Source organism: Achromobacter sp. 413638 (genome assembly GCF_043119405.1).
Taxonomy (GTDB): domain Bacteria; phylum Pseudomonadota; class Gammaproteobacteria; order Burkholderiales; family Burkholderiaceae_B; genus Achromobacter.
The window spans coordinates 1-26,566 of record NZ_JBICCO010000005.1 but is presented as its reverse complement, the minus strand read 5'-3'; the positions used below and the strand labels follow the sequence as shown (position 1 = coordinate 26,566).

General features: G+C 70.4%; 26 protein-coding genes. 11 read left to right on the top strand and 15 right to left on the bottom strand.

Annotation, left to right across the window (positions count from 1 at the left end; all coding sequences use genetic code 11):
* Window positions 1–99: 99 nt before the first annotated feature.
* From ACEU5R_RS03530 to ACEU5R_RS03520, 3 genes are all read left to right on the top strand, one after another.
* Window positions 100–783, top strand: coding sequence for a LuxR C-terminal-related transcriptional regulator (locus ACEU5R_RS03530; protein WP_392409100.1), 684 nt, complete (start codon window positions 100–102; stop codon window positions 781–783).
* Entirely contained in the window at window positions 780–2,741 is a 1,962-nt protein-coding gene (locus ACEU5R_RS03525; RefSeq protein ID WP_392409099.1) for a 7TM diverse intracellular signaling domain-containing protein, read from the top strand. The genes ACEU5R_RS03530 and ACEU5R_RS03525 overlap by 4 nt, the downstream gene beginning before the upstream one ends.
* 92 nt (window positions 2,742–2,833) lie before the next feature.
* Window positions 2,834–3,439: a phosphatase PAP2 family protein gene (locus tag ACEU5R_RS03520; protein WP_103275946.1), complete on the top strand. Its 606-nt coding sequence runs from the start codon at window positions 2,834–2,836 to the stop codon at window positions 3,437–3,439.
* 40 nt (window positions 3,440–3,479) lie between these two features.
* Here the strand turns inward: ACEU5R_RS03520 and ogt are convergent, their stop codons facing one another.
* Window positions 3,480–4,010, bottom strand: a complete 531-nt coding sequence (ogt, locus tag ACEU5R_RS03515) for a methylated-DNA--[protein]-cysteine S-methyltransferase (protein WP_103276634.1) — start codon at window positions 4,008–4,010, stop codon at window positions 3,480–3,482.
* A gap of 204 nt (window positions 4,011–4,214) precedes the next feature.
* Between ogt and ACEU5R_RS03510 the strand changes: the two genes are divergently transcribed.
* The gene (locus ACEU5R_RS03510) at window positions 4,215–5,672 is read left to right on the top strand and encodes an AlkA N-terminal domain-containing protein (RefSeq protein ID WP_103275947.1); all 1,458 of its coding nucleotides are present in this window, start codon (window positions 4,215–4,217) and stop codon (window positions 5,670–5,672) included.
* Window positions 5,673–5,741: 69 nt separating this feature from the next.
* Here ACEU5R_RS03510 and ACEU5R_RS03505 read toward each other — a convergent pair whose 3' ends face one another.
* The 8 genes from ACEU5R_RS03505 to ACEU5R_RS03470 all read right to left on the bottom strand — a co-directional run bounded on the left by ACEU5R_RS03505 (window position 5,742) and on the right by ACEU5R_RS03470 (window position 14,450).
* Complete coding sequence (locus ACEU5R_RS03505) at window positions 5,742–6,224, bottom strand: YajQ family cyclic di-GMP-binding protein (RefSeq protein WP_103275948.1); 483 nt, start codon at window positions 6,222–6,224, stop codon at window positions 5,742–5,744.
* A gap of 123 nt (window positions 6,225–6,347) precedes the next feature.
* Window positions 6,348–7,136 carry a heme ABC transporter ATP-binding protein gene (locus ACEU5R_RS03500; protein ID WP_392409098.1) on the bottom strand — a complete coding sequence of 263 codons (789 nt, stop codon included), beginning with the start codon at window positions 7,134–7,136 and terminating at the stop codon, window positions 6,348–6,350.
* Window positions 7,133–8,131: a FecCD family ABC transporter permease gene (locus ACEU5R_RS03495; RefSeq protein WP_392409097.1), complete on the bottom strand. Its 999-nt coding sequence runs from the start codon at window positions 8,129–8,131 to the stop codon at window positions 7,133–7,135. The genes ACEU5R_RS03500 and ACEU5R_RS03495 overlap by 4 nt, the downstream gene beginning before the upstream one ends.
* Complete coding sequence (locus tag ACEU5R_RS03490; RefSeq protein ID WP_369869803.1) at window positions 8,115–9,017, bottom strand: hemin ABC transporter substrate-binding protein; 903 nt, start codon at window positions 9,015–9,017, stop codon at window positions 8,115–8,117. The genes ACEU5R_RS03495 and ACEU5R_RS03490 overlap by 17 nt, the downstream gene beginning before the upstream one ends.
* A 13-nt stretch (window positions 9,018–9,030) precedes the next feature.
* Window positions 9,031–10,077 (bottom strand): hemin-degrading factor, encoded by a 1,047-nt coding sequence (locus tag ACEU5R_RS03485; RefSeq protein WP_392409096.1) that lies wholly within the window; start codon window positions 10,075–10,077, stop codon window positions 9,031–9,033.
* Between the two features lie 131 nt (window positions 10,078–10,208).
* The gene (locus ACEU5R_RS03480; protein ID WP_392409095.1) at window positions 10,209–12,827 is read right to left on the bottom strand and encodes a TonB-dependent hemoglobin/transferrin/lactoferrin family receptor; all 2,619 of its coding nucleotides are present in this window, start codon (window positions 12,825–12,827) and stop codon (window positions 10,209–10,211) included.
* A 130-nt stretch (window positions 12,828–12,957) separates the two neighbouring features.
* Complete coding sequence (locus ACEU5R_RS03475) at window positions 12,958–13,962, bottom strand: FecR domain-containing protein (protein WP_392409094.1); 1,005 nt, start codon at window positions 13,960–13,962, stop codon at window positions 12,958–12,960.
* A complete protein-coding gene (locus tag ACEU5R_RS03470; RefSeq protein WP_392409093.1) occupies window positions 13,941–14,450 on the bottom strand; it encodes a sigma-70 family RNA polymerase sigma factor in 510 nt (169 codons plus the stop codon). The genes ACEU5R_RS03475 and ACEU5R_RS03470 overlap by 22 nt, the downstream gene beginning before the upstream one ends.
* A gap of 148 nt (window positions 14,451–14,598) precedes the next feature.
* On the opposite strand from ACEU5R_RS03470, the gene ACEU5R_RS03465 reads away from it, so the two are divergent.
* The 4 genes from ACEU5R_RS03465 (at window position 14,599) to ACEU5R_RS03450 (ending at window position 17,400) form a co-directional block, all read left to right on the top strand.
* The gene (locus ACEU5R_RS03465) at window positions 14,599–15,066 is read left to right on the top strand and encodes a CopD family protein (RefSeq protein ID WP_103276636.1); all 468 of its coding nucleotides are present in this window, start codon (window positions 14,599–14,601) and stop codon (window positions 15,064–15,066) included.
* A gap of 181 nt (window positions 15,067–15,247) precedes the next feature.
* Window positions 15,248–16,114, top strand: coding sequence for a hypothetical protein (locus tag ACEU5R_RS03460; RefSeq protein WP_392409092.1), 867 nt, complete (start codon window positions 15,248–15,250; stop codon window positions 16,112–16,114).
* A 68-nt stretch (window positions 16,115–16,182) separates the two neighbouring features.
* Window positions 16,183–16,914 carry a YafY family protein gene (locus tag ACEU5R_RS03455; protein ID WP_103275956.1) on the top strand — a complete coding sequence of 244 codons (732 nt, stop codon included), beginning with the start codon at window positions 16,183–16,185 and terminating at the stop codon, window positions 16,912–16,914.
* 63 nt (window positions 16,915–16,977) lie between these two features.
* Window positions 16,978–17,400, top strand: a complete 423-nt coding sequence (locus ACEU5R_RS03450) for a VOC family protein (RefSeq protein ID WP_392409091.1) — start codon at window positions 16,978–16,980, stop codon at window positions 17,398–17,400.
* Here ACEU5R_RS03450 and ACEU5R_RS03445 read toward each other — a convergent pair.
* A complete protein-coding gene (locus tag ACEU5R_RS03445) occupies window positions 17,372–18,682 on the bottom strand; it encodes an SLC13 family permease (RefSeq protein ID WP_392409090.1) in 1,311 nt (436 codons plus the stop codon). The genes ACEU5R_RS03450 and ACEU5R_RS03445 overlap by 29 nt on opposite strands.
* Before the next feature lie 118 nt (window positions 18,683–18,800).
* Between ACEU5R_RS03445 and ACEU5R_RS03440 the strand changes: the two genes are divergently transcribed.
* Window positions 18,801–19,715: a LysR substrate-binding domain-containing protein gene (locus ACEU5R_RS03440; RefSeq protein WP_103275959.1), complete on the top strand. Its 915-nt coding sequence runs from the start codon at window positions 18,801–18,803 to the stop codon at window positions 19,713–19,715.
* Window positions 19,716–19,730: 15 nt separating this feature from the next.
* Here the strand turns inward: ACEU5R_RS03440 and ACEU5R_RS03435 are convergent, their stop codons facing one another.
* Complete coding sequence (locus ACEU5R_RS03435; RefSeq protein WP_392409089.1) at window positions 19,731–20,858, bottom strand: pyridoxal-phosphate dependent enzyme; 1,128 nt, start codon at window positions 20,856–20,858, stop codon at window positions 19,731–19,733.
* A gap of 98 nt (window positions 20,859–20,956) precedes the next feature.
* Here ACEU5R_RS03435 and ACEU5R_RS03430 point away from each other — a divergent pair, with 98 nt between their 5' ends.
* Entirely contained in the window at window positions 20,957–21,910 is a 954-nt protein-coding gene (locus tag ACEU5R_RS03430) for a LysR substrate-binding domain-containing protein (protein ID WP_103275961.1), read from the top strand.
* Here ACEU5R_RS03430 and ACEU5R_RS03425 read toward each other — a convergent pair.
* A complete protein-coding gene (locus tag ACEU5R_RS03425) occupies window positions 21,858–23,264 on the bottom strand; it encodes an amino acid permease (RefSeq protein WP_103275962.1) in 1,407 nt (468 codons plus the stop codon). The genes ACEU5R_RS03430 and ACEU5R_RS03425 overlap by 53 nt on opposite strands.
* 73 nt (window positions 23,265–23,337) lie before the next feature.
* Window positions 23,338–24,588, bottom strand: coding sequence for a kynureninase (gene kynU / locus ACEU5R_RS03420; protein WP_392409087.1), 1,251 nt, complete (start codon window positions 24,586–24,588; stop codon window positions 23,338–23,340).
* Window positions 24,589–24,728: 140 nt separating this feature from the next.
* Here kynU and ACEU5R_RS03415 point away from each other — a divergent pair, with 140 nt between their 5' ends.
* Complete coding sequence (locus tag ACEU5R_RS03415; RefSeq protein ID WP_103275964.1) at window positions 24,729–25,202, top strand: Lrp/AsnC family transcriptional regulator; 474 nt, start codon at window positions 24,729–24,731, stop codon at window positions 25,200–25,202.
* 54 nt (window positions 25,203–25,256) lie between these two features.
* Here ACEU5R_RS03415 and ACEU5R_RS03410 read toward each other — a convergent pair whose 3' ends face one another.
* Window positions 25,257–25,889: a hemolysin III family protein gene (locus tag ACEU5R_RS03410; protein ID WP_103275965.1), complete on the bottom strand. Its 633-nt coding sequence runs from the start codon at window positions 25,887–25,889 to the stop codon at window positions 25,257–25,259.
* Window positions 25,890–25,974: 85 nt separating this feature from the next.
* On the bottom strand, window positions 25,975–26,566 hold a 592-nt coding region (locus ACEU5R_RS03405), incomplete at its 5' end, for a P1 family peptidase (protein WP_392409085.1).

Here is a 26,566-nt window from a genome sequence, read left to right as displayed (position 1 = left end):
GGCCACATCCAATACCCACTTTCAGGGATAGCCGCCAACGGCCGGGATCAGCACAATCCCAAGCGGGCAATTTCGCCCGCTCCCACCTGGCCCGCCACCATGACCGATCTGCCGCCCGTTCCCGCGCTCGCCCTGCCCGCCCCGGTGCTGGTGGTGGAAGACGAACCGCTGGTCCGCGCCCGGCTGGAACGGCTGCTGCACCAGCTGGGCTATCCCGCCGACGCGCTGCTGTTCGCCGGCTCGCTGGCCGAGGCCCGCGGCCGGCTGGCCGACGCGCCCGTCGCGCTGGCGCTGGTGGACCTGGGCCTGCCCGACGGCAACGGCATCGAGTTGATCGCCGAGCTGCGCGCGGCCGATCCGGCGCTGGGCATCCTGGTCATCTCGGCCTGGAGCACCGAGGACGCCATCCTGGCGGCGCTGCGCGCCGGCGCCACCGGCTACCTGCTGAAGGAACGCGACGACCTGGAAGTGCTGATCTCGCTGCGCAGCGTGCTGCGCGGCGGCGCGCCGATCGATCCCTTCGTCGCCCGCCGCATCATCGCGGAGCTGCGCCCCGCGCCCGCGCAGCCCGCCAGCCCGCCGCCCGGCGAAACGCTCAGCCCGCGCGAAGACCAGATCCTGCGCCTGGTGGCCGAGGGGTTGGGCAACCGGGAGATCGCCGACCAGCTGCATCTGTCCCGCTACACCGTCGAATGCCACATCAAGCACATCTACCGCAAGCTGGCGGTGCCCTCGCGCACCCGGGCCATCCACGCGGCGCGCTCGCGCGGCCTGCTCGATTGACGCGGCCGACGCCGGTGGCGCGGCGCGCCGGACAGGCGCTGGCCGCAATGCTCGGCCTGCTGGCGCTGCTGCTCCTGTGCGGCGGCGCGCGGGCGGCGACGGCCGATGCCGCCGGCGACTGCGCCGCGCGGATCCTGGACGTCCGCATCGCCCAGGCCCTGCCGGATGGCGCGCGGCCCGCCGACGGCCCGGCCTGGCGGCCGGTCACGCTGCCCGACGATTGGAGCGCGCGCTGGCCCGGCCATACCGGCAAGGCCTGGTACCGGATCGACTGGCGCTGTGACGGCGCGAGCCGCGCTCCGGCCGCGCTGGCGCTCGAATCCATCATCATGGCCGGCGAGGTCTACGCCAACGACGACCTGCTGTGGCGCGACGCCAGCCAGTCCGAGCCGCTGTCGCGCAGCTGGAACATGCCGCGCTACTGGCGCCTGCCCGAATCCGCGATGCGCGACGGCGTCAACACCATCTGGGTGCGCGTGGCCGGCGTCGCCGGCCAACATCCGGGGCTGGGGCCGGTGTACCTGGGCGGGCCCGAGGCCATCGAACGCGGGCACGAGCAGCGCGTGTGGCGCAACCGCACGCTGTTCCATGTCAACCTGACCATCTCGGCGGCGCTGGGCCTGTTCTTCTTCAGCCTGTGGATCCTGCGTCCTCAACAATCCAGCCATGGCTGGTATGCGCTGACCGCGTTGTTCTGGGTGCTGTTCGCGGCCAACATCGTGGCCACCAGCCCCTGGCCCTTCGCCACCACGCTGGCCGCCGCGCGCGCCAACGCCATGGCGCTGACGCTGCACATCGCCTGCTTCTGCATGTTCACCTGGCGCTTCGCCGGCCGCTACCGACCTCGGCTGGAAAAAGTCATGTGGGTGGGCGTGGCGCTGTCGCTGGCGGCGCTGGCCTTCGTGCCCGACGACGTCCAGCCCTCGGCGCAATTCGTCATCGTGATGGCCCTGACGGCGCTGTTCTGCCTGAACTGCCTGCACTTCTCCATCCAGGCCCTGCGCGGCCGCGACCGCGAACAGCAGTTGCTGGCCGCCTGCCTGCTGGTATTCCTGGGCGCTGCCGTGCACGACCTGCTGCTGTTCAAGCGGATAGACGGCCTGTCCTACATTCCCTACACCAGCATCGCGGTGCTGATCGGCATGTCCGCCGTCCAGGGAGTGCGCCACGCGCGCAGCGTGCGCCGCATCGAGCGCTTCAACGAGGAACTGGAGATATCCGTGCAGCGGGCCCGCGATGAGCTGGCCGTCACGCTGGCCCGCGAACACGAGCTGGCGCTGGCCCACAGCCGGCTGCAGGACCGGCTGGATATCGCGCGCGACCTGCACGACGGATTGGGCGGCTCGCTGGTCCGCATGACGGCCCTGGTCGAACAGTCCGGCGCGCCGCTGCAGAACCGGCAGTTCCTGTCCATGCTCAACCTGCTGCGCAACGACCTGCGCCAGACCATAGACAGCGGCGCCAGCGCCGACATGAAACCGCCCGCCACGCCGCGCGAATGGATCGCGCCGCTGCGCCACCGCTACACGCAGCTGTTCGACGAGCTGGGCATCGAAGTCCGCTGGGATGTTCCCGCCTCCTGGATCGTCCCGCCCTCCGCCTTGCAGTGCCTGGCGTTGACCCGGCTGATCGAGGAAGGACTGACCAACGTCATCAAGCACAGCCGCGCCGGGCGCGTCGCGGTGCGCCTGGCGCAGCCCGGCCCCCGGGCGCTGGAACTCATGGTCGAAGACGACGGCGCGGGCTTCGACGTGGCCGCCGTGTGCCAGGCCGGCATCAGCGTCGGCATGCGCAGCATGTCCACGCGCATCGCCCGGGTCGGCGGCAGCTTGCGGATCGATTCCGCGCCCGGCCGCACGCGCCTGACCGCCAGCCTGACCCTGGAGGCGGAAGACGCCGGGGCGACCCCGGCGACGGCTTCGGCGCAAGATGTATCGAAAAATCGCATCCGGACGTAATTCCGGGAACTCAGCCACACATTTGCAAGGTATTTGACGGCAAATCCCACTACCATCGCGGTCATCCGCAAATTTCAGCAAGATGACGCGTCATGGATACGCTTGAACACCTGAACCAGTCCCTATTTCTTCTGATCAACGCCGACCCGGCCTCGCCCGCCTGGCGCATCCAGGCAGGGATGTTCATCGCCAACCGGCTGATCCTGCTGGTGCCGGCGGCGCTCGCCGGACTCTGGCTGTGGGGCGGCCAGCCGCAGCGCGGCCTGGTGCTCAAGACGCTGACCGGCATCGGCGTGGCGCTGTTCATCAGCTATCTGTGCGGCGCGCTGTGGCCGCATCCACGACCCTTCACCATCGGCCTGGGCCATGCCTTCTTCGCACACAAGGCCACCTCCTCCTTCCCCAGCAACCACACCATCATCATCGCCACGCTGGCCTTCACGCTGCTGTTCGACCGGCGCTGGGCGGGCTGGGGCTGGGCCACGCTGGCGCTGGCGGCCGTGGTCGGCCTGTCGCGCGTCTACCTGGGCGTGCACTTCCCGCTGGACATCGCCGGCGGCCTGCTGCTGGCGCCGCTGGCTGCCGCGCTGGTGGTGCCCGTGTGGCGGCGCGTGGGCACCCCCGTGACCGCGGCGTGCCAGGCGCTGCACGGCAAGCTGCTGGCCCTGCCGATCGCGCGCGGCTGGATCCGCGCCTAGGGGCGCCGGAACGATCCCGGGACCGTTCCTCGCGCCGTCCTCAGGCCGGCGCGAAACCCGCCGCGCCTTCGTGCTCCAGCAGCCAGCGCTTGCGGTGCAAGCCGCCACCGTAGCCGGTAAGCGCGGCGTTGGCGCCGATCACACGATGGCATGGCACCACGATGCCGATCGGATTCGCGCCGTTGGCGGCGCCCACGGCGCGCACCGCCTCGGGCCGGCCGATGCGCTCGGCGAGCCGGCCATAGTTGAGATGGCTGCCCGCCGGAATGCCGCGCAACGCCGCCCATACCTCACGCTGGAACACGGTGCCGCCCATGGCCACCTCCACGGCGTCGATGGCATCGATCCGACCGTCGAAATACGCTTCCAGGCAGCGGCCCGCCTCGGAGGCCGCCGTCGCCGGCCGCAAGGCGACCGCTTCCTTGCCATACTGCCGCCCCAACAGTTTGTGCATGCGGCTTTCATAGTCGTCCCAATCGACGGCGCGCAGCCGTCCTTGCGCGTCGGTCAGCACCAACATCACGCCGATGGGCGTCTTCAGGCGTTCTTCGAAAAAAAGATGGGCGGACATGGCGCGGACTTCCATAGCGGAAAGGAACAAGGACCGAATCGCCGGCGACAGGCGGCGCGACCGCGCGGCCAGGACAGGCATTCGCAACAGAATATAGGGTCCGCGCCGGACTCCTGCTCGCGGTTTTCGGACATCAGTGTCGGCCGGACAACACGGTCCGAAAACCGCTAGAACGCCATCCCGGACCGGCGTTAGCATGGCCGCATGAATCTCGATCACGACGCCTGCTACAGCGCCATCCGCGTGCGCGACGCCCGCTACGATGGACGCTTCTTCACCGCGGTCAAGACCACGCGCATCTATTGCCGCCCGGTCTGTCCGGCGCGCACGCCGCTGTCGCGCAATGTCGTCTTCTACGCCACGGCCGCGGCCGCGCAGGAGGCCGGCTTCCATCCCTGCCTGCGCTGCCGCCCGGAAATCGCGCCCGCCGCCGGCCCCGCGCCGGGGCTGCCCGCCAGCGTGGCGCGCGCGTTGCAGCTGATCGAGCTGGGCGCGCTGGACGACGGCGACCTGGATGCGCTGGCCGCCCGGACCGGCGTCGGCGCGCGCCAGCTGCGGCGGCAGTTCCGCGAGCACCTGGGCGCCTCTCCCGTCGCCGTCGCCCAGACCCGCCGCGTGCTGCTGGCCAAGCAACTGATCCACGAGACGCGCCTGCCCATGGCCGAGATCGCGTTCGCCTCGGGCTTTGGCAGTATCCGCCGCTTCAACGAGCGCTTCCAGCAGCTGTTCGACCGCCCGCCCGGCGCCTTGCGCCGTTCCTCGCAGCCGGACGTACCGGCCGGACCCGAGGGCGAGATCCGGCTGCTGCTGCGCTATCGACCGCCCTACGATTGGGATGCGATGCTGGACTTCCTGCGGCTGCGCGCCATCGCCGGCATCGAACAGGTGCAGGGACGCCGCTACACGCGCAGCATCAGCCTGGACGGCGCGCAGGGCACGGTGGCGGTGGAACCCGGCAAGGGCGACGCGCTGCTGGCCACCGTGCGCTTTCCCCGGCTGCCATCCCTGCCCGTGATCATCGCCCGCCTGCGGCGGCAATTCGACCTGGACAGCGATCCGGCCGCCATCGCGGCGCAGCTGTCGCATGACCCGGTGCTGGCGGCGCTGACGGCGGCCCGGCCCGGCTTGCGCATCCCCGGCGCCTGGGATGGCTTCGAACTGGCGATGCGCGCCGTGCTGGGCCAGCAGATCACCGTGGTCGCCGCGATCCGCCTGGGCGGCAAGCTGGTGGCGGCGCATGGCGCGCCGCTGGCGCGGCCGCAGGACGGCCTGACGCATGTATTCCCGGAGCCGGCCGCCATCGCGGCCGCCGACCTGGCGCCGCTGGGCATGCCGCGCAGCCGCGCGCGCACGCTGTCGGCCGTGGCCTCGGCGGCGCTGGCGGACCCGACGCTGTTCGAGGCCGGCAACGACCTGGACGTCTCGGTCAGGCGCCTTCGGGAAATCTGGGGAGTCGGGGAATGGACGGCGCAGTACATCGCGCTGCGCCTGCTGCGCGAGCCGGACGCGTTCCCGGCGGCCGACATCGGCCTGATCCGGGCGCTGGAAGCGCTGGAATCGCGCAGCTATACGGCGGCGGAACTGCTGGAGCGCTCGGCCGCATGGCGGCCCTGGCGGGCCTACGCGGCCCAGCAGCTTTGGGCGCAGGGCGCGGCGGGCTGAGGCCGGCCTCCCCGCAATGCCCGGAACGCACGCCGCCGGGCCGCGTGGACGCGGCCCGAAGCCCGGGTCTCAGTCGCGGAAATTCTCGAACTGCAGCGGCAGGTCGACGTCGGTCTTCTTCAGCAGCGCGATCGCGGTCTGCAGGTCATCGCGCTTCTTGCCGGTGATGCGCAGCTTGTCGCCGTTGATCTGCGATTCGACCTTGAGCTTGGCGGCCTTGATGGCGGCGATGAGTTTCTTGGCCACGGGCTGTTCGATGCCCTGCTTGATGGTGACCTTCTGGCGCGCGCCGCCCAGGTTCTCCAGCGGATCGGCCACATCCAGACAGCGCACGTCGATGCCGCGCGCCGACAGCCGGCCGCGCAGGATGTCCAGCATCTGCTTGAGCTGGAAGGCGCTGGACGCCACCTGAGTCACGACAAAGCCTTCCAGTTCGAACTTGGCGTCCGTTCCCTTGAAATCGAAACGGGTGGCCAGCTCGCGGTTGGCCTGATCGATGGCGTTGGTCAGTTCGTGTTTGTCGACTTCGGAGACGACGTCGAAACTAGGCATGACGCGAAAATCCTGTGGGTAGAGAGATGAAGGGAAAATGCCTGGGCCAGCCGCGCGGCGGCCGGCCCGAAACCCCTATTCTACCGGCGGCGCGGCCCCGGAACGGAACCGCGCCGCCGCCCCTCAGGCGGTCAGCACCAGCACCCGGCCCGGCGCCAGCGGATGCGGCACCACCTGGGCGGCGATGCCATAGGCCAGATGCAGGCTGGCCGGCGTCAGTACCTGCGACGGCGGTCCGGACGCGATGGCGCGTCCGCCGCCGAGCAGCAGCAGCCGGTCGCACCAGCGCGCGGCCAGGTTCATGTCGTGCAGGATCACCAGCACGCCCACGCGCTCGTCGCGCGCTAGGTCCGCCGCCACGCGCAGCAGCTCGCCCTGATGCCTGGGATCCAGACTGGCGGTCGGCTCGTCCAGCAGCAGGTAGCGCGCCTCGCCCTCGGCGCGCGCCGCCAGGCACTGGGTCAGCACGCGCGCGAACTGCACGCGCTGCTGCTCGCCGCCCGACAGTTCGGGATAACGGCGCGCGCGCAGATGGGTGGCGTCGGCCAGCGCCAGCGTCCTGTCCACCAGCGCCTCCACGGCCGCGGGCGGCAGCTCGGGAAAGGGGTAGGCGCCCATCGCCACCACCTCGGCCACGCCCAGGTCGAAGCCCAGCCCTGGTTTCTGCGGCAGCACGGCGCGCCGGCGCGCCAGCCGCGCGGGCGCCATGCCGGACAGATCCTCGCCGTCCAGGCGCAGCGCGCCCTCGCCGGCGCGCAACTCGGCGGCCAGCGCGCCCAGCAGCGTCGACTTGCCGGCGCCGTTGGCGCCCAGCAGGCCCACCACTTCGCCCGGCCCCAGCGCCAGCGACACGCGGTCCAGCACGCGCGCGCCGCCGCGCGACAGGATGAGGTTTTCCGCGGCCAGCGTCATCCGACCCTCCTGCCCCGCGCCAGCAGCCACAGGAAGAAGGGGCCGCCGACCAGCCCCGTGACCAGCCCGATGGGCAATTCGGCCGGCGTCAACGCCACGCGCGAGGCCCAGTCGGCCAGCACCAGGGCCAGACCGCCGCCCGCCACGCTGGCCGGCAACAGCCAGCGGTGGTTGGCGCCCAGCGTCATGCGCGCCAGGTGCGGCACCACCAGCCCTACGAAGACGATGCTGCCGGTCACGGCGACCAGCGGGCCGATGATGAGCGCGCTGGCCAGCACCAGGCGCACGCGCAGCGGCTTGAGCGCGTAGCCCAGGTGCTGGGCCTCGCGCTCGCCCAGCAGCAGCGCGTTCATGGCGCGCCACTGCGTCATCATCCAGGCCGACAGCAGCGCCACCCAGGGGCCCAGGAAGGCCAGCAGCGTCCAGTTGGCGCGCGCCAGGCTGCCCATGTTCCAGAAGGTCAGGTCGCGCAGCTGGGCGTCGTTGGCCATGAAAGTCAGCAGCCCGATCAGGCTGAAGGCGACCGCCGTGATGGCCACGCCGGCCAGCAGCAGGCCCGCCACGCCCGGCACGCGCCGGCCCACCGCATAGGCGCACAACGTGGCCAGCAGGCTGCCGGCGAAGGCCGCCGGCGCGGTGATCCAGAAGCCGCCGGCCGTCAGCACGATGGCGCCGACCGCGCCCAGCGCGCCGCCGGCGGTGATGCCGATCAGGCCCGGCTCGGCCAGCGGATTGCGGAACAGCGCCTGCATGGCCGCCCCCGAAACGGCCAAGCCCGCCCCCGCCACCACGGCGAACAGCACGCGCGGCAGGCGGATGTCGATCAGCACGTTGCGCCACAGCACCTGATCGGGCGCGGGCTCGCCCCAGAGCAGCGCCGGCAGCGCGCGCAGCGGAATGGACACGGCCCCGCTGGCGCTGGCGACCAGCACGGCGATCGCCAGCGCCAGACAGATCAGCGCCACCGAGCGCGGCGCGCTAGCGCGCCATGACATTCGCCACCTCTTGCTTGAGCTGCGTCAGCGCCTGCGGCAGGCGCGGTCCCAGCCCCAGCAGCAGCAGGTCGTCCATGACCACCACGCGCCGCTTCGCCGCCGCCTCGGTCGAGGCCAGGCCGGGCAGGCCCAGGAGCGCGTCCAGCCCGCCGCTGGCTTCGACCGACATGCTGGTCACGATCAGCACGTCGGGCGCCAGCGCGCCCACGGCCTCGGCCGACAGCGGCTTGTAGCCCTGCTGGCCCTGCATCACGTTGACCAGACCGGCCAGCGCCATGAGCTGGCTGGCCGCGGTGTCACGCCCCGCCGCCTGCGGCGCGCCGCCACGATTGATCAGCAGCATGGCGCGCGCGGGCCTGCCGGGCAGCGCCTCGGCGCGGGCCAGCTCGCGGCCCAGATCCTCGATCATGCGCTCGCCGGCCGGCCGCGCATCCAGCGCCTCGGCCACGGCGCGGATGCGCGCCTTGAGCGAATCGACCGAAGGCTGGTCGGGCACCGTCACCACGCGCACGCCGACCTCGCCCAGGCGCTTGAGCGCGTCCGGCGGACCGGCCTGCTCCGAAGCCAGCACCAGATCCGGCTTGAGCGACAGCACGCCCTCGACCGGCACGGCGCGGTAGTAGCCCACGCTGGGCAGCCGGCGGGCTTCGGGCGGATACAGGCTGGATTGGTCGTCGCCGACCAGCCGCGCGCCCTGGCCCAGTCCGTACACGATCTCGGTGACGCTGCCGCCCAGCGTGACCACGCGCTCGGGCGCGGCCTGGGCCACGCACAGCCCGGCCAGCCAGGCCGCCGCGACGGCGGACAGGCGCGCAGGCAGCCGGCGCGGCGAACGCACGCGGGCAAACCATCCGGAGAAGGGGCGAGGCATCGGAGTCTTGCGCATCATCGGCATGTCCTCATACGGCCAGCGGCACGGCGCACAGGCCGCTCATCACCTCGCGCCAGCCGGGCAGCTCGGGCTTGCCGGGCTTGCGCTCGCCGAAGAACTGGGCAATCAGGTCGCCGTTGGCGGCATACAGCTCCAGCGACGTGACCCAGCCGTCGGAGGTCGGCTTGTTCACCACCCAGGACGAGGCGATGGCGGTGGTGTCCAGGTGCAGGTTGAACTTCGGATCCAGCACGTTGTACCAGGGGCCGGTGCGGCGCAGCTGGCGCACCGGGCCGGTGTGGATCTGGATCATGCCTCGGTTGCCCACGAAGCACATGATGGACAGGCCCGAGGCAGCCGCCGACTCCAGCGCGCGTTCGACGGCGTCGGCCGGCACCTGCTGGGCCAGATCCTCGCCGGCGGCGGCCAGCGCCGCCAGCCGGGTGATCTTGAACTTGCGCAGCAGCGGGAAGAACTCGTGCGTGTCCTTCATGCCCAGCCAGGCGGCGCGCCACTGCTCGCCATCGGCCACGCTGGCGGCGTCGGACGCGGGCGCGGCCGGCGTGCTTTCCGGCCACCGCGACGGACCCGCGTGACGCGCGACCAGCGCGTCGTAGGCGGCCACATCGGTGGCCTCGGTGCGATAGACCTTGTGCACGGCCACGCCCTCGCCGTCGAAGAACTGCAGGCTGTGCCGCCCGTCCTGCTCCACGGCCCAGGCCGAGCGCCAGCACGAGAAGAACACGCGCAGGTCGATGTCCGGCCCCAGCACCAGCCCGACCGGACCGTCGGCCTGGATGTCCAGGTAGCGGCCGTGGCGTTCATGCACGCACCAGTCGTTGCGCGTCAGCGCCATGACTTCGCCCAGCGCGCCCAGGTCGCGGAAGATGGCCTGGGGCTCGCCGTGCAGCGCGGTCGCCTTGACGCCGCCACAGCCGGCGGCGACCCACTGCGCCTCGGACACGCCCAGCGCCTGGGCCAGGTTGCGGGCGCGCAGCTTGGGCTGTTCGGCCGCCAGGGCCTCGTTGCGGGCGCGCAGTTCGGCGGCGCGGGTGTCGAAATCGATGTTGTTCATGTCTGGCCCTCCGGCCTGAAAGGGGGTGATGGAAAGGATGTCGGATCGTCGGCGGCGATACCGCCGTCGCCCTTGCCCGTCATGCACCGTGAAGCGATGCGCCATGCGGGCAGGGGCGACGGCCTATCGGGTCAATATTGGTACGTGAGCGATATCCGCAGGCTGCGGCCCGGTTCGGTATACCAATCCACCGGGCGCGCTATTTGCATCGCGCCCGCGGTCGGCACGTTGATGGCCTCCCAGTATTTCTTGTCGAACAGGTTGTACACACCGGCCTGCAGCTGCAGGCCCTTGACCGCTTCCGGCCGCCAGTACCCCATCAGGTCCATCACGCCGTAGCCCGGCGCCTGGAAATCGGCGTTGGGCGCCTTGGCCGTCGGGTTCGGATACTCCACCTTATCGCGCTTGAGCGCGGCCGTCAGCATGGCGTCCACGCCCCAGGCGTCGCGGCCGTAGCCCAGGCCGACGATGGCCTTCAGCGGCGCGACCGAGTTCAGGTGCTGGCCGGTGCCTTCATCCTTGCCCACGGCCCAGGCCAGCGAGCCCCAGGTGCGCCAGCCGGTCGCGAATTTCCAGTGCGCGCTGGCCTCGGCGCCGTAGATGCGCACGCGGGCGCGATTGACGGTGCCGGTGACGCCCAGCGGATACTGGCCCGCCCAGGCCGGCTGCCACGTCGGCGAATTGGCGTCCAGCGGCACGCTGGTGTCGATGAAGTTCTGGTAGCGGTTGTCGAAGAACGACAGCGCGCCGCCCAGGTCATCGGAGCCCAGCTTGGCGCCCAGTTCCCAGCCCTTGCTGGTTTCGGGCTTCAGGTCGGGATTGCCCACGCGCAGATAGGTGCCGGCGCCGCCGTAGTTGGTGTAGAGCTGGGACGGGCTGGGCGCCTTGAAGCCATAGGCGTATTGCGCGTACAGGCTGAGTTCGTCGGCCGCCTTCCAGCCGGCCAGCAGCTTGGGCGAGAAGCGGCCGGCGCTGTTGGCCGAGGGCAGCTTGCCGGCATTGGGATTGCTGGCGTAGCTGTCGGTGCTCTCGGGCTTCTGCTTGTAGTGGTCGTAGCGCAGCGCCGGCGTCAGCGTGTAGCGGCCGTCGGCGAAGCCGAATTCGTCCTGCACCCACATGGCCCACTGGCTGCCCTTGGATTGCGGCACGTCGGCCTGGTTGGTGTGCAGCATGTCGCAGGCGCGCGGGCCGAACGGCGCGGGCGTGCCCGGACGGATCACGGGGCAGTTGTCATAGCCGCTGGATTGCTGCTCGGTTTTGTTGCCGTACCACTCGCCGCCCAGGGTCCACAACTGCGTCACCGCGCCGCCCAGGCGCTTGGTCGCCTCGGCGTTCACGCCGTACATGGTCTGGCGGATGCTGTTGTCGCGGCCATACGGGCCGCTGGGAAAGCCATAGCGGAACGGATCGCGGGGAATGATGAAGGCCCGCGGATCCACGCTGCGCACCGCCGTCTGACGGGTGTCCAGCGACACGCGCTGCCAATAGAGCGCGGCCGTGACGGTATCGAGCAGGCCGCCGTCGGACGGCGCCCTGTAGCTGTAGTCCAGCGACACGCGCTGGCGCTCGGTTTCCTTGCGCACGCTGTTCTCGCCGTACAGGTAGGACGTGCCCGCGCCCTGTTCGAACATATTGTCGAAATCCGCCGTGCGCTTGAAATACTCGCCGGTCACGCCGAAGCGATGGCCGCCGTCCACGCGCTGCTGCAGCTTGAGCAGGAAGCTGCGCTGGCTGTAGTCCTCGGGCGTGGGCTGGTTGCGGCGCGGGCCGTAGCCGCCCACGTCGCCGCGGTTGTCGACCGCGTGCCCGTTGCGCAGGCCCGCCTGCACCAGCCAGAAGGTGTTCTCGTGGATCTGGCCGGCCAGCGCCGCGTTGGCGCCCCAGCTGCTGTCGGTGGTGTCGTAGTCGGCCTTGGCCAGCGCGCCGAAGCGCTTGCCATCCTCCTGCAGGTCGGACGGATTGAGCGTGCGCAGGTCGGCGATGCCGGAGATCGCGCCCGAGCCGCCGCCGCTGCCGCTGGCGTCGGCGCCGCGCACGATGTCCAGGCGCGACAGGCTGTTGAAGTCCACCGACTCCAATCCGCCCTTCACGCCGCGCGCGCCATCGTCCAGCCAGGGCAGGCGGATGCCGTCCACGCGAGTCAGCACGCGGTCCTGGTCCAGGCCACGGATATTGATGCTGTTGGTCAGGCGATTGAAATTGACGCCCGGCTCGACGCGCCTGCCGAAGTCGCTCCAGTTGCGCACCTGCAACTCGTCCAGGCGCTTGCGGTCGGTGCTGCTTTGCCAGGCGGGCGCGGGGCGGCTGCCCTCGCCCTCGACGCGCACGGGATCCAGGTTCGTCACGCCGGCCTGCGGCACCAGCACGTAAACGCCGGCGCTGCGCTCGCGCGCGGCCAGGCCGGAGCCGGCCAGCAGGCGGGCGAAGCCCTCGGACACGGAGTAGGAACCGTTCAGGCCGCCGGTGCCGCGCGCGCCCAGCAAGGCGGCATCGAACAGCACGGTCACGCCGGCGGCGTCGGCGAAACGCGGCAGCGCCTCTGCCAGCGGCCCCGCCGGGATGCGGTAACTGGCCGCGCGGGCCTGGACTGCTTGCGCCTGCGCGGCGCCAGGCGCCAGCACCGCCGGCGCGGCCGACAGAGCCAGCGCCGCGCGCAAGGCCACGGATAAACGGGTCGGGCGGCGCGGCGCGCCGTCGGCGGCCTGCGGACCGTCCGGGCGGCGAGAACGGCGGTTGAGGGTGTGGGTCATGATCGTCCTTTCGATCCAGCGGGTAGCGACTTGCGGGCATGCACAGGCATTCATCTGCCTCTACCCTCCATGACCCTCGAGCACGACGAATCGGACAACATGGCTCTCACTTTTTTGTAACAACGGCGATTCAGGCCGCCGCGATGCGCGGCCCGATCGTGACCCAGTAGGACGTGCGGTAACGCACGCTCACCGGCAGCGTGGCCGGCAGCGCCGCCAGCACCGCGTCGGTGTCGTGCAGCTGGAACGCGCCCGAAACGCGCAAAGGCGCCACGGCCGGATCGCAGCGCAGCAGGCCGGGCCGGTAGCGCCCCAGCTCGGCGGCGAAGGCGTCGAGCCGCATTTCACGGGCGTGCAGCACGTTGCGCATCCAGTCGGCGGCATGGGGATCGGCGGGCGCGGCGTCGGATGGGCCCTGATCGTCCAGGCGCAGCTCGGCGCCCGCCGCCAGCGGCAGATACCGTCCCGCGCGCGCCGCCACGCGCAGCGCGCCCTCCTGCACGCTGACGCGGCAAAACCCGTCTTCCTGTCGCACGCAGTAGCGGCCGGCACGCGCCTCGATGTCGCCGTAACGCGTGCGCACCACGAAGGGCCGCGCCTGCGCGCCCGACTCGTCACGCACATGCAGCGCGATCTCGCCGGCGCGCAGCCGCAGCAGCCGCGAGGCGGCGCTGAACGCCACGTCCACGGCGCTGGCCGTGTTCAGGTAAAGACGGGATCCGTCGCTGAGCGCCACTTCGCGCAGCTCGCCGGCGGCGCTGCGGTAGTCGGCGGTCCAATCCAGCGGATCGGCGCGCCACGCGGCCCAGGCCAGCGGACCAGTCGCCGAGGTCAGCGCCAGGGTCTTGAGCACGGCGCGGCGGCGCGGCGACGCGGGCCGGTTCAGCGCCGCCATGCCCAGCGTGGCCGGCACCAGGCCGAAGCGCTGGCTGACGCGCTGCGCGCGCTGCCAGGCATGTTCATGTTCGGCCTTGCTGGAGCGCCATTGCTCGCAGGCCAGCAGGTCCGACGGGCTGGCGCGGCCGGAGCCCAGCAGCATCATCCAGCGCGCCGCCTGCCGGGCGACGCTCCGTTCCACCTCGGGCAGCTCGCCCGTTCCGCCCGCCGGCGCGCTCATGCCACCGCCAGGATGCATTGCTCGTATCCGCGCGCGATGTAGCGGTGGACGGTGCGTGGCGAGACATCCAGGCGCGCGGCGATCTCGCCCTGGCTCAGGCCTTCGAGCTGCGCCAGCAGGAAGGCCTCGCGCACCGGACCCGGCAGACCCGACAGCATTTCGTCGATCTCGTGCAGCGCCTCCAGGATCAGCAGCCGCTGTTCCACCGACGGCGCCAGCGCCGGCGGCATGACCGCCAGCGCGTCCAGATAGGCCTGCTCCAGCGCGCGGCGGCGGTGATGGTTCAGCATCAGCCGCTTGGCGATGGCGGTCAGGTAGGCGCGCGGCTCGCGCAGCGCCTCGATTTCCTGCCGGTGCCGCAGCACCCGGATGAAGGTGTCCTGCGCCAGGTCGGCCGCATCGAAGCTATTGCCCAGCTTGGCGCGCAGCCAGTTGTGCAGCCAGCCGTGGTGCCTGCTGTAGAGCGTGTGGACGGCGTCGCCGGTAAGGAGCGCGGAATTCGGCACGGCGGCTTCCCTGATATCGAGCTTTGAATAATCACAAATAGAAATCAATCTCATTCTAAGTGAAAAACCCTGATCCAGGTCAAGCCCGCCGCGCAATCGCCGGGGCGATATGATGGGACTCCGTCCCCACTTCCACTGTCCCAAGACCATGTCCTACGCCCTGCTGAAGCTTGTCCACCTCCTGGCCGTCATCCTCTGGGTTGGCGGCATGCTGTTCGCCCACTGTTTCCTGCGGCCGGCGGCCGCGCGGCTGGAGCCGCCGCAGCGCCTGAGCCTGATGGCGGCGGTGCTGGGTCCGTTCCTGAACGCGGTGCTGGCGGCCATCGTGCTGATCCTGGCGACCGGCGCGGCGATGATCGGGCAGGAAGCGGCGCAGGCCTCGCAAAGCGGCGGCGCCTTCTTCATGCCGCGCGCCTGGACGCTGATGGCGGCAGGCGGCATCGTCATGACGGCCATCTACGCCTACATCCGGCTGGTGCCCTTCAAGGGCCTGGCCGCCGCCGTGGCGGCCGCCGACTGGCCGGCGGGCGGGCGCAACATGGCCCTGATCCGCCGCTGGGTGGGCGTGAACCTGCTGCTGGGCCTGGCGGTCGTGGCGGCGGTTTTCCTGGCCTGACCCGGCGTCCGCGCCGGCACGAGGCGGGCGCCGCCTGGCGCAGGCCCCCCCGCCCGCAGCTATCAGAACATCGGCGGCACCTATCGGAATTCTTTGGTTCGGCGCAATACGGCGTACATCCCGCCTTCTCACACTGGACGCGACTCTCGCGGGTCCCCAATCACAACGAGAAGGAAATCCCATGTTCAAACGCATCCTGCCCCTGGCCACGCTCGGCCTGTCCGTCCTTTGCGGCCCGGCCGCCCTCGCCGCCACGGCCGTCCAGGACAACAGCTCGCTGGAACAGCCCGGCTTTCGCGAACACAAGGCGACCTATGGCGTGGTCTACCGCCTGCCCCAGGAAGTCAACGCCGTGCTGGACGGCAAGATCAACGGCGCGCTCAAGTCGGACCTGCTCAAGCTGGGTCTGAAGACCGAGGCGGAAACGCCCAACATCCCACACGTGACGGTGGTCCACATCCACAGCGCCGATCCGACCACGCCCGCTCGCATGCTGGTCGCGCTGCCCAAGCCGCCCGCGCCGATTCCGGTCACGCTCAAGACTTTCTATCCGACCGAAGCCGCCAAGGGCGCCGGCCATCCATGGTGGCTGGACCTGGGCGTGGTCAAGAGCGGCGCCGGCTTCGAGGAACTGATGCGCTACAACACCGTGGTCACGGCGGCGCTGGCGCCGCTGCGCGATGGCCCGCTGCCGCGCGTCACCGGTCCGGTGTACGCCAAGATGGCCGACGCCGGCCGCGATCTGGTCCGCAGCGTGGGCGTGAGCGGCGTGAACGTCGTGCGGGACGGCCAGGAAGTGCGCGCGCACAACCCGCACACCACGCTGGTCTACAGCATGACTCTGTACGACGCGCGGCTGCAGGACGCCATGAAGCAGGAAGCCGACAAGTTCAACGCCATCCTGCCAGACGGCATCCAGACCACCTTCAAGGATGTCTCCATCGTCGAGATCGGTTTCGCCGGCAACGTGCTGCGCGAGATCTACCGCATCAGCCTGGAAGACGGCTCGGCGATCGACGTGGCCACCGGCAAGCCGGTCAAGCGCTAGGGCGCAAGCAATGCGCAATACTGCCATTTCGTGGCAGTATTGCGTGATTCCCGCCCCACCGTCTGTCCATGTCCCGCGCCGAACGCCTGCTCGACCTGCTGCAAACCCTGCGTCGCCACCGTCTGCCAGTCAGTGGTCACCGCCTGGCGTCGGAACTGGGCATCAGCCTGCGCACGCTGTACCGCGACATCGCCACGCTGCAGGCCCAGGGCGCGGAGATCGACGGCGAGCCGGGCATGGGCTATGTGCTCAAGCCCGGTTTCATGCTGCCGCCGCTGATGTTCAGCACCGAGGAAATCGAGGCGCTGGTGCTGGGCACGCGCTGGGTCGCGCAGCGCTCGGACGCGCGCCTGGGCCTGGCCGCCCGCAATGCGCTGGCCAAGATCGGCGCGGTGCTGCCGCCAGAAGTGCGCGATGAGCTGGACGCGATACCGCTGCTGATCGGCCCCAGCGCCGTCTGCGTGGTGGACCGGGTCGACCTGTCCCAGATCCGCCAGGCCATCCGCGCCGAGCAGAAAGTGGACATCACCTACCGCGACGACAAGGGCGCGGATTCGGTGCGCACCATCTGGCCCTTCGCGCTGGGCTTCTTCGACAGCGTGCGCATCGTCATGGCCTGGTGCGAGCTGCGCCAGGACTACCGCCATTTCCGCACCGACCGCATCGCCGCGCTGAGCGCCGGTCCGCGCTACCCGCGCCGGCGCCACGCGCTGCTCAAGGAATGGCGCGCTCTCAATCAGGCTCGGGAACAGCCCGAGGCCGAGGGATCGCGGCGGCCGAAGACTGCTGCCAAAAACTGACAGTATCCGCTCCTAAGCTTGCGCTACCGACCTCAAGGTCCCATCCGCCGCCAGGAGCGCATCATGTCCGACACGAACTTTCTCATCCTCTACGTCGAAAAACCCGAAGCCAGCGCGGCGTTCTACAGCGCGCTGCTGCAACGTCCGCCCGTCGAAAGCTCGCCCACCTTCGCGCTGTTCGCGCTGGACTCCGGCCTGATGCTGGGCCTGTGGTCGCGCTACACCGTGGAACCGGCCGCCGCCGGCCGGGGCGGCGCCACCGAACTGGCCTTCACCGTGCTGGACGCCCAGGCCCTGGCCGACCGCTACCGCGACTGGAGCCTGCGCGGCCTGCCCATCCTGCAGGCGCCGATCGACATGGACTTCGGCCGCACCTTCGTGGCGCTGGACCCGGACGGCCATCGTCTGCGCGTCTTCGCGCCCAGGGAAGAACCGGCGGCCGAGCCCGACGCCATGGTCACGATCCCAGCATTCCAAGGAGCCTGAACCACAGGTAGTCCAGCGGCACCAGCAACACGAACGACAGCAGCGCGGTGACCAGACTCAGCGCCAGGCCGCTGCGCGCCGGCACCTGGCCCATGCCCATCGCCACCACGATGGGCGAGGCCTGGTACGGCATGACCACCGTGGCGTAACCCGCCACCTGCGCCATCAACACCGCCATCAGCGAAAAACCCGAGGCCTGCGCCAGCGTCTCGGCCAGCGGCGTGTACAGCGCCGGCACGCCATTGGCGGTGACCACGAAGTTCAGCAGCGCCGACAAGCCCACCAACGAGAAGAAGCTGCGCATCGGCGCGTCCGGCGACAGCGGCAGCCAGGCCAGCAGCGCCTTGCCGATGATGCCCCCCAGCCCGCTGTCAGCCACCATCGCCGCCAGCCCCAGGATGCCCGCCACATAGATGGCGGTGCGAAAGTTCACTTCCTTGCCGAACTGGTCGCCGCTGACGAAGCCCACCTTGGGCAGCAGGCAGACGCAGGCCGACAGCAGCCCGATCCAGGCCGGCGACACGCCGTGCACACTGTCCGTCACCCAGCCCAGCAACGTCAGCGCCAGCAGCCAGCCCAGCCGTTTCTCGGCGGCCGACAGCGGCGCAGCGGCGGCGGCTTGCTCCGCGCGCCTGGGCGTGTCGCGGAACATCCAGGCGATGCAACAGGTCAGCAGCACGCCCTTAAGGATGCCCAGCACCGGCGCATGCAGCCACAGATAGGGCAGATAGCCCAGCTGCAGCCCGTAGCTGCCCTCGATGCTGCCGGCCATGACCAGGTTGGGCACGTTGGCCGGCAGGATGGAGGTGGACAGCTGGAAGGTGCCGAAGCCCACCGCCAGCGCCAGCCCGATGCGGCCACGGCTGCCGGGCGCCAGGCCGATGCGGTCGGCATAGGCCAGCACGATGGGCATCAGCAGCGCGATGCGCCCCATGTTCGACGGCATGACGAAGGCCAGCAGATAGGTCAGCGTCACCACGCCGGCCGTCACTGTCAGGTAGCCGCCTGCCAGGCGGCGCGACAGCAGGCCGGCCATGCGGTCGGCCAGACCGGTGTACTTCAGCGCCAGGCCCAGCACATAGCCGCTGAGCACCAGCCAGAACGCGGCCGAGGCGAAACCCGAGAACACCACCTCGCGCGGCGCCGCCGCCAGCGCCATGGCGCCGCCGAAGAACAGCAGCGCCGTGAGGTATTCCGGCAGGCGCGAAAAAGCCCATAGCGCGATCGTGATCGCCGTCAGGGCGGCGGGTAGAATCGGAAACCCGGAGACTAAGGCATGCATGGAACCACCGTGGCGAAAATAAGAATCGGCGCAGTGTACGGACCCTGTACGACGCTGAAAATGCGCGATTGGCGCAGGCTGCCTACACGGCTGGCGTAGGCTGACGCAACGGATACGCATGCGTTTCGACCTGACTGATCTGGCGCTCTTCCTGCACGTGGTGCAGGCCGGCAGCATCACGCACGGCGCCGCCCGCGCCAACCTGGCCCTGGCCGCCGCCAGCGCCCGCATCCGCAACCTGGAAGCCTCGCTGGGCGCGCCGCTGCTGGAACGCGGTCGCCACGGCGTCACGCCCACGCCGGCCGGCCAGAAACTGGCCTCGCACGCGCGCCTGATGCTGGCGCAGGCCGAGCGCCTGCGCGACGACCTGTCCGGCTACGCCGGCGAGTTCGGCGGCTCGGTGCGCGTGCTGTCCAACACCAACGCGCTGACCGCCTTCCTGCCGGAGGCGCTGAGCGGCTTCCTGGCCGCGCATCCGCGCATCAACGTCGAACTGCAGGAGATGCTGAGCGATGAGATCGTCGAAGCCATCGCCGACGGCTCGGCCGACATCGGCATCGTCGCGGGCACGGTGGACACCGGCGCGCTGGAAACCCATCCCTACCGCTGCGACCGCTTCGTCCTGATCGTGCCGCGCGGACACGCGCTGGCCGGCCGCGCCCAGGTCGCCTTCGGCGAGGTGCTGGACGAGGATTTCGTCGGCCTGGACCGCAGCAGCGCGCTGCAGCGCTTCCTGGCGCGCCAGGCCCTGGTGGCGGGCAAGCCCATCAGGCTGCGCGTGCAGCTGCGCAGCTTCGACGCCATGTGCCGGCTGGTGCAGGCCGGCGTGGGCGTGGGCATCGTTCCTGAAAGCACGGCGCACGGCATGAGCCGGCTGCTGGACGTAGGCGCGGTGACGCTGTCCGACGCCTGGGCCACGCGCCAGCTGCTGATCTGCGTGCAGTCGCGCCAGGGCCTGAGCGCGCGCGCCTGCCGCCTGCTCGACCACTTGCTGGCGGACAGCGAGGGCGCGGCGGGCCAGGCCGCCGGCTAGCCCCGGACGAGGCCGTTACGAATACAGCTCCGTCATGAACTGCGAGGCCTTCAGGCCCGACCCCGTCAGCAGCACGACCGTGCGTTCGGTCTGCGCGATGGCGCCGCGCGCGGCCAGCATGTCGAGCGCGGCGGCGGCCGTCGCGCTGGTCGGCTCGGCATAGAGCCCCATCGCGGCCAGCTTGCGCACGCCGGCCACGATCGCATCCTCCGGCACCGCCACGGTCTGCCCGCCGCTGACCCGCACAGCCTGCAGCATTTCGCGCAGGCGCAAGGGTTGGCGGATGGCCGTGCCCTCGGCCACCGTGGGTAGCACCGGGCGCTCGACCAGGGTGTCCGCGCCCGCCTGGAAGCTCGCGTCCACCGGCGAGCAATGCAGCGGCTGGGCCACGAACAGGCGCGGCAGCCGGCGGATCTGGCCGGCCGCCAGCAGCTCAGCGAAGCCGATGGCGCAGCCCAGCACATTGCTGCCGGCGCCTGCCGGAATCACCACGTTGTCCGGCGCCTCGAAGCCGAAGTCCTCCCACATTTCGTAGGCGATGGACTTGGTGCCCTGCAGGAAGAAGGGCTGCCAGTTATGGCTGGCGTAGTACAGCTCGCCTGATGCGCGGATGGCCGCGTCCTGCGAGGCTTCGCGCGGCCCGTCCACCAGCCTCACGTCGGCGCCGAAGGCGCGGATCTGCGCGATCTTGGCCGGCGAGGCATAGGCCGGCGCGAAGATGGTCACCGCCATGCCCGCCGCCGCGCCGAACGCCGCGATGGCCGCGCCGCCGTTGCCCGAGCTGTCCTCGCCGACAGCGCCGATGCCGATCTGGCGCAGCCAGGACAGCATCACCGCCGCGCCGCGATCCTTGAAGCTGCAGGTCGGGTTGAACCACTCCAGCTTGAAATGCGGGCGCAGAGCGCCCCAGGCGCGCTCGGCCATGGGCGTGCAGCCCTCGCCCATGGAGACCGGCGCGTCGATGACGCGCGGCAACGCGGCCCGGTAGCGCCACAGCGAACGCGCGCGCGTGTCGATGTCATCGCGCGAAATGCCGGCCAGCGGCGAGATCATCAGCGGTGTGCGCGCGTCGGAACACCAGCGCGGCTCGTCCAGCGCGTAGCGGGCGCCGGTCTGGGGATCGTAGTAATGCGGTTCGTTCATGGCGTGCGGCCGAATAATGTCGATGGCCGCAGTCTAGGCGCGCCGGACCGTCTGGCGTTGCAATATCATGTTGCGATATCCGCAATCAAGGAGGCGCCATGGAACGTGGGCCGCTATGGGAACACCAGGTCTTTTGCGCCGTGGCCGAACGCCAGAGCTTCGTGTTGGCCGCCCGCGCGCTGGGCGCCTCGCCCAGCGCCGTAACACGGGCGGTGCAGGCGCTGGAGCGCCAGCTGGGCGCGCAACTGCTGACGCGCAGCAAGACCAGCGTGACGCTGACGCCGCAGGGCGAGCGCTATGTCGAGTCGGCGCGCGACATGCTGCGCCTGGAAGAAAGCGCGCGCGAAGCGCTGCGCGAGACGCAGCGCGGCGCCCAGGGCCGGCTGCGCTTTTCCGCGCCCGACCTGCTGGGCGTGGCGCTGCTGCCGGCCGTGCTGCGGCGCTATGCCGAGGACTACCCCGACGTGCGCATCGACATCAGCTATACCGACAAATGGGTGGATCCGATCGCCGAAGGACTGGACTTCGCCGTTCGCGGCGGCTTTCCCGCCTCCAGCGAGCTGCTGGGCGCGCGCCTGTGGCCCTATGAGCGACTGCTATGCGCCAGCCCGGACTACGTGGCGCGCATGGGACTGCCGCGCGAACCGGAAGACCTGGTGCGCCACCGCCTCATCATGCACACCGGCCCGCGCGTGCTCAAGGACTGGCACCTGCGCGGCGAGGGCAGCATCCAGCGCCTGCGCGCGGAGCCGGCCCTGCGCGTCAGCACTGGCAGCAGCCTGATGGCGCTGGCGCTGGCAGGCGCGGGCGTGGCGCGGCTGGCGGACTGGGCCGCGCTGCCGGAAATCGCACGCGGCACGCTGGTGCGCGTGTGTCCGGCCTATACCGTGACCTCGGCCCGGGGCGTGTCGCCCCAGGTCCACGCCGTGTACGCATCGCGCTCCTTGCCGGCCCGCGCCCGCGCCATGCTGGCCGCCTTGCGCCAGGCCGGCGCAGGCCTCATGGACGCTCCAGCCCCGCCCGCAACGCCGCCCGCTCGCCACGCTTCCTGAACAGCAGGTAATACAGCGCCGACAGCGCCAACAGGAAGGGCACGCCGAACACCAGCGTCATCTTGAACACCGACGTGAAGTAGGTGGTGAGCAGGATCGCCAGCATGGCCAGCGCCCCCAGCAGCGTCAGCGCCGGAAAGCCCGGCATGCGGAACGACAGCCGCGCCCCGCCCTCGCGCGCCCAGCGACGGCGGAAGAAATAGTGCGTGACGAAGATCATCATCCAGGTGAACAGCGCGCCGAACATGGAGATGGCCATCATCAGCGTGAACGAGGTCTCCGGATACAGCACGTTCAGCACCGTGGCGATGGCGATGCCGCTGGTCGACAGCAGCAGCGCGTTCAGCGGCGTGCCGCCGCGCGTAAGCCGGCCCAGCGCGGCCGGCGCATGGCCGGCGCGCGACAGGCTGAACATCATGCGGGTGGTGATGTAGAGCTGGCTGTTCATGGCCGACAGCGCCGCCACCAGCACGATGAAGTTGATCACGCCGGCCGCATAGGGAATGTCCACGGCCTGCATCACCTTGACGAAGGGACTGCCGCCCTTGCCGGCCTGGTCCCAGGGCACGATGGCCAGGATCAGCGCCAGCGTCAGCAGGTAGAACACCACCAGGCGCACGATGGTGGCGCGGAACGCCTGCTTCACGGCCCGCTCCGGATCCTCGGCCTCGCCGGCCGCCACCGCGATCATCTCCACGCTGAGGTAGCTGAAGATAGAGATCACCACCGCGACCCACATGCCCCAGACGCCGTTGGGAAAGAAGCCGCCATGCGCGGTGTACTGCGCCACGCCGTGCTCCGGGCTGCCCCAGACCACATAGGCGCCCAGCACGATGAAGGCGACGATGGCGCTGACCTTGATGGTCGAGAACCAGTATTCCACCGTGCCGAAGGCCTTCACGCTCATGGCGTTGATGAAGATCAGCGCGGCCGAAAACACGCAGACCCACTGCCAGCCGGGCACCGAGGGAAACCAGAACTTCATGTACTCGGCCACCGCGGTGACCTCGGTGCCGACCGCCAGCACCACGCAGGACCAGTAGGCATAGCGCACCAGGAAGCCGGCCAGCGGGCCGATGTAGTGTTCGGCATAGGCGCCGAAGGAGCCAGAGGTGGAATGCGCCACCGTCATCTCGGCCAGGCAGCCCATCAACAGCAGCGTGATCAGCCCGCCTATGGCGTAGCTGATCAGCACGCTGGGGCCGGCGAAGCCGATGGCGAACTTGCTGCCCAGGAACAGGCCGGTGCCGATGGCCCCGCCGATGGCGATCATGCTCATCTGGCCGGAACTCAGGCGCCGCTTCAGGCCTTGCTCGCGTTCGGCGATGCGGCCGAATCCTTGCGGTTGCGACATGTCTTCCTCCTTGTGTTGTTGTGCGGGCGCGGCCCCTCTGCGGGGGCCTGCGTGGTCCGTGCCGGCGCCGTGCTCAGGTCACGGCGGCGCGATGCTTGAACTCGGGCTTGTCCCAGGCGCGGGTATCGAGCACATCCTTCAGGACCTCGACGGCGTCCCAGACATCGGCGTGGCCCAGGTACAGCGGCGTCAGGCCGAAGCGCAGCACCTCGGGCTCGCGGTAGTCGCCGATCACGCCGCGCGCGATCAGCGCCTGCATGACCTCGAAACCGTTCGGGTGGCGGAAGCTGACGTGGCTGCCGCGCAGCGCGTGCTCGCGCGGCGTGGCCAGCGTCAGCGGATGGCCGGCGCAGCGTTCCTCGACCAGCGCGATGAACAGGTCGCCCAGCGCCAGCGACTTCTTGCGGACTTCGTCGATGCCGGCGGCGTGGGCGATGTCCAGGCCGCACTCGACCAGTGACAGCGAGACGATGGGCTGCGTGCCGCACAGGTAGCGGCGGATGCCGCCGGCTGGCTCGTAGGCCACGGTCATGTCGAACGGGCGCTGGTGCCCCCACCAGCCGGTCAGCGGCTGCCAGAAATTGTCGGTGTGGCGCGGCGCCACCCAGATGAAGGCCGGCGCGCCGGGGCCGCCATTGAGGTACTTGTAGGTGCAACCCACGGCGAAGTCGGCCTTGGCGCCCTGCAGGTCCACCGGCACCGCGCCGGCGGCGTGCGCCAGGTCCCAGATCGTCAGCGCGCCGCGCTCGTGCGCCAGCGCCGTCACCGCGCGCATGTCGTGCATCTGGCCGCTGCGGTAATTGACGTGCGACAGCAGCACCACGGCCACGGAATCGTCCAGCGCCTGTTCCAGCGGCAGCTCGTCATCGATCAGGCGCATCTCGTAGCCCTGCTGCAGCAGGTCGATCATGCCCTGGATCATGTACAGGTCGGTCGGGAAGTTGTCGCGCTCGGACAGGATCACCCGGCGGCCCGGCCTGGCCTGCTGCTGGATGCGCAGCGCGGCGGCCAGCGCCTTGAAGATGTTCAGCGAGGTGGTGTCGGTGATGACGACCTCGCCCTTGCCGGCGCCGATCAGGCCCGCCAGCTTGTCGCCCAGGCGGGCGGGCAGGTCGAACCAGCCGGCCGTGTTCCAGCTGCGGATGAGGCCCGCGCCCCATTCCTTGCCGATCACGTCGGCGGCGCGCGCCGCCGCGGTCCTGGGCAGTACGCCCAGCGAGTTGCCATCCAGGTAGATCACGCCGGGTGGCAGGTCGAACTGGTTCTTGATGGATGCCAGCGGGTCGAGGCGGTCTGCGGCGACGCAGGCTTCGCGGGTATGCATGAAAACACTCCTGGAGACGAAAATTCTGCGTACATACTAGCAGCGCCCTTCCGCCGAAAAGTTGCAAATCCAGGCGTGGCTTACCCTAGTATTTCGCAGTAAATTGCGTTCTATATAAAATATTCGAATTGGATTGCACGATGCAGATCGACGCGATAGACCGGCGCATCCTGAGCCGCCTCCAGGAGAACAGCCAGATCAGCAACCAGGACCTGGCCGAGCAGGTATCGCTGTCGCCATCGGCCTGCCTGCGCCGCGTCCGGGCGCTGGAGGAAGGCGGACTGATCAAGCGCTACCGCGCCGTGCTGGACGCCGAGAAACTGGGCTTCGAGCTGGAAGCCATCGTCCACGTCGCGCTGGACCAGTCGCGCAGCGGCTGGCACGAGGAGTTCCTGGCCGGCATCGCGCTCTACGACGAAATCACCGAGGCCAGCATCGTGACCGGCGCGTCCAACTACATCCTCACGGTGCGCGCGCGCAACCTGTCGGCCTTTTCGCAATTCGTGGAAGACAAGCTGAGCAAGATCGCCGGCGTGCGCGACATCTGCTCGCACCTGGTCATGCGCAAGGTGAAGGACCGCAGCGGCATGCTGCCGCTGGCGGGCTGGCGCTAGCGCACTGCCCGGCTCACCACCCTGCCCGGTCTCGCGCCCGGCGGCATCCCGGGCTCAGACGATGCCCTGGCGCAGGAAGCCGAACACCGTGACGAAGTGGCAGGCCGTGCCGCCCATCACGAACAGATGCCAGATGCCGTGCGCGTGCGGCCAGCGCCTGCTGTTGGCGTAGAACACGGTGCCCGCGGAATAGACCGCCGCGCCGGCCAGCAGCCAGGCCAGGCCAGCCGTCGACAGCGACCCGGCGATGGGGATGGCGAAGGCCACGCCCAGCCAGCCCATGCCCAGGTATAACGGCAGCGCCGGCGACGCGCCGCGCGACGACCACCACAGCTCGCGGGCGATGCCGGCCAGGGCCAGCAGCCAGATGCCCGCGCCGGCCGCCATGGACATGCCGTCGGGCTCGGGCACGAAGGCCAGCGGCGTGTAGGTGCCGGCGATCAGCAGATAGATGGCGCAATGATCGGCCTTGGCCCAGAAGGCCTTGCGCCGCCCGCGCGTCCAATGGAACAGCACGGACGAGGCATACACTGCGATCATCGACGCCGCGAACACCGCGCAGGCGGTCAGCTGCACCGCGTCGGCCTGGACCGTGGCGGCCCGCGACAGCAGCGCGCCCGAAGCGGCCACGGCCAGCCCCAGGCCGGCCAGGTGCGTCGCGCCGTTGAATCGTTCACCCTTGTACATGCATGGCCTCCCGCCGGCGCGCTGCCGGCGCCCGGTCATGCTGACGCAGGTGTGTGACAGGGCGAAGTCAGCGGGAGGCCGCGGTTCAGCCGATGAAATCCACCGCCGCCGGATAACCCTCGATCGCGCGCGCAGCCAGGATCGCGCGCTGCACCGCCAGCGCCGTGGCCTCGGCGGCCAGCACGCCCAGCAGCATCAGGTTGGCGGCCTTGTCCGACACGCCCGTGCCCAGCGCGAAGATCGTGTCGCCATCCAGCATGGTGTGGATGGGATTGATGGTGCGGGCCAGCCCGTCGTGCGCCATCTGCGCCATCTTCTGCGCCTGGGCCTTGGTCAGCTTGACGTCGGTGGCCACCACGCCGATGGTGGTGGCCGCGCCGGCGCGCATGGACTTGGGCAGGTCGCCCGCCAGGATCGCCGCGCGCGTGTCCAGCAAGGCGCGCCCGTCCGCCGTGCGCGCGCCGGCCAGGATGCGGCCGTTGGATGGATCGAGCACGTCGCCGACCGCGTTGACCGCGATCAGCGCGCCGACCGTCACGCCGCCGACCGTCAGCGACGCGCTGCCGATGCCGCCCTTCATGGCGCGCTGCGGACCGTACAGCTTGCCCACCGTGGGGGGGGGGGGGGGGGGGGGGGGGGGGGGGGGGGGGGGGGGGGGGGGGGGGGGGGGGGGGGGG

What these genes read in the sequence shown, in the direction of transcription:
- ACEU5R_RS03530 (WP_392409100.1), top strand. Translation starts at nt 100, where the DNA reads ATGACCGATCTGCCGCCCGTTCCCGCGCTCGCCCTGCCCGCCCCGGTG.
- ACEU5R_RS03520 (WP_103275946.1), top strand. Translation starts at nt 2,834, where the DNA reads ATGGATACGCTTGAACACCTGAACCAGTCCCTATTTCTTCTGATCAAC.
- ogt (WP_103276634.1), bottom strand. Translation starts at nt 4,010, where the DNA reads ATGTCCGCCCATCTTTTTTTCGAAGAACGCCTGAAGACGCCCATCGGC.
- ACEU5R_RS03510 (WP_103275947.1), top strand. Translation starts at nt 4,215, where the DNA reads ATGAATCTCGATCACGACGCCTGCTACAGCGCCATCCGCGTGCGCGAC.
- ACEU5R_RS03505 (WP_103275948.1), bottom strand. Translation starts at nt 6,224, where the DNA reads ATGCCTAGTTTCGACGTCGTCTCCGAAGTCGACAAACACGAACTGACC.
- ACEU5R_RS03500 (WP_392409098.1), bottom strand. Translation starts at nt 7,136, where the DNA reads ATGACGCTGGCCGCGGAAAACCTCATCCTGTCGCGCGGCGGCGCGCGC.
- ACEU5R_RS03495 (WP_392409097.1), bottom strand. Translation starts at nt 8,131, where the DNA reads ATGTCATGGCGCGCTAGCGCGCCGCGCTCGGTGGCGCTGATCTGTCTG.
- ACEU5R_RS03490 (WP_369869803.1), bottom strand. Translation starts at nt 9,017, where the DNA reads ATGCGCAAGACTCCGATGCCTCGCCCCTTCTCCGGATGGTTTGCCCGC.
- ACEU5R_RS03485 (WP_392409096.1), bottom strand. Translation starts at nt 10,077, where the DNA reads ATGAACAACATCGATTTCGACACCCGCGCCGCCGAACTGCGCGCCCGC.
- ACEU5R_RS03480 (WP_392409095.1), bottom strand. Translation starts at nt 12,827, where the DNA reads ATGACCCACACCCTCAACCGCCGTTCTCGCCGCCCGGACGGTCCGCAG.
- ACEU5R_RS03475 (WP_392409094.1), bottom strand. Translation starts at nt 13,962, where the DNA reads ATGCATCCTGGCGGTGGCATGAGCGCGCCGGCGGGCGGAACGGGCGAG.
- ACEU5R_RS03465 (WP_103276636.1), top strand. Translation starts at nt 14,599, where the DNA reads ATGTCCTACGCCCTGCTGAAGCTTGTCCACCTCCTGGCCGTCATCCTC.
- ACEU5R_RS03460 (WP_392409092.1), top strand. Translation starts at nt 15,248, where the DNA reads ATGTTCAAACGCATCCTGCCCCTGGCCACGCTCGGCCTGTCCGTCCTT.
- ACEU5R_RS03455 (WP_103275956.1), top strand. Translation starts at nt 16,183, where the DNA reads ATGTCCCGCGCCGAACGCCTGCTCGACCTGCTGCAAACCCTGCGTCGC.
- ACEU5R_RS03450 (WP_392409091.1), top strand. Translation starts at nt 16,978, where the DNA reads ATGTCCGACACGAACTTTCTCATCCTCTACGTCGAAAAACCCGAAGCC.
- ACEU5R_RS03445 (WP_392409090.1), bottom strand. Translation starts at nt 18,682, where the DNA reads ATGCATGCCTTAGTCTCCGGGTTTCCGATTCTACCCGCCGCCCTGACG.
- ACEU5R_RS03440 (WP_103275959.1), top strand. Translation starts at nt 18,801, where the DNA reads ATGCGTTTCGACCTGACTGATCTGGCGCTCTTCCTGCACGTGGTGCAG.
- ACEU5R_RS03435 (WP_392409089.1), bottom strand. Translation starts at nt 20,858, where the DNA reads ATGAACGAACCGCATTACTACGATCCCCAGACCGGCGCCCGCTACGCG.
- ACEU5R_RS03430 (WP_103275961.1), top strand. Translation starts at nt 20,957, where the DNA reads ATGGAACGTGGGCCGCTATGGGAACACCAGGTCTTTTGCGCCGTGGCC.
- ACEU5R_RS03425 (WP_103275962.1), bottom strand. Translation starts at nt 23,264, where the DNA reads ATGTCGCAACCGCAAGGATTCGGCCGCATCGCCGAACGCGAGCAAGGC.
- kynU (WP_392409087.1), bottom strand. Translation starts at nt 24,588, where the DNA reads ATGCATACCCGCGAAGCCTGCGTCGCCGCAGACCGCCTCGACCCGCTG.
- ACEU5R_RS03415 (WP_103275964.1), top strand. Translation starts at nt 24,729, where the DNA reads ATGCAGATCGACGCGATAGACCGGCGCATCCTGAGCCGCCTCCAGGAG.
- ACEU5R_RS03410 (WP_103275965.1), bottom strand. Translation starts at nt 25,889, where the DNA reads ATGTACAAGGGTGAACGATTCAACGGCGCGACGCACCTGGCCGGCCTG.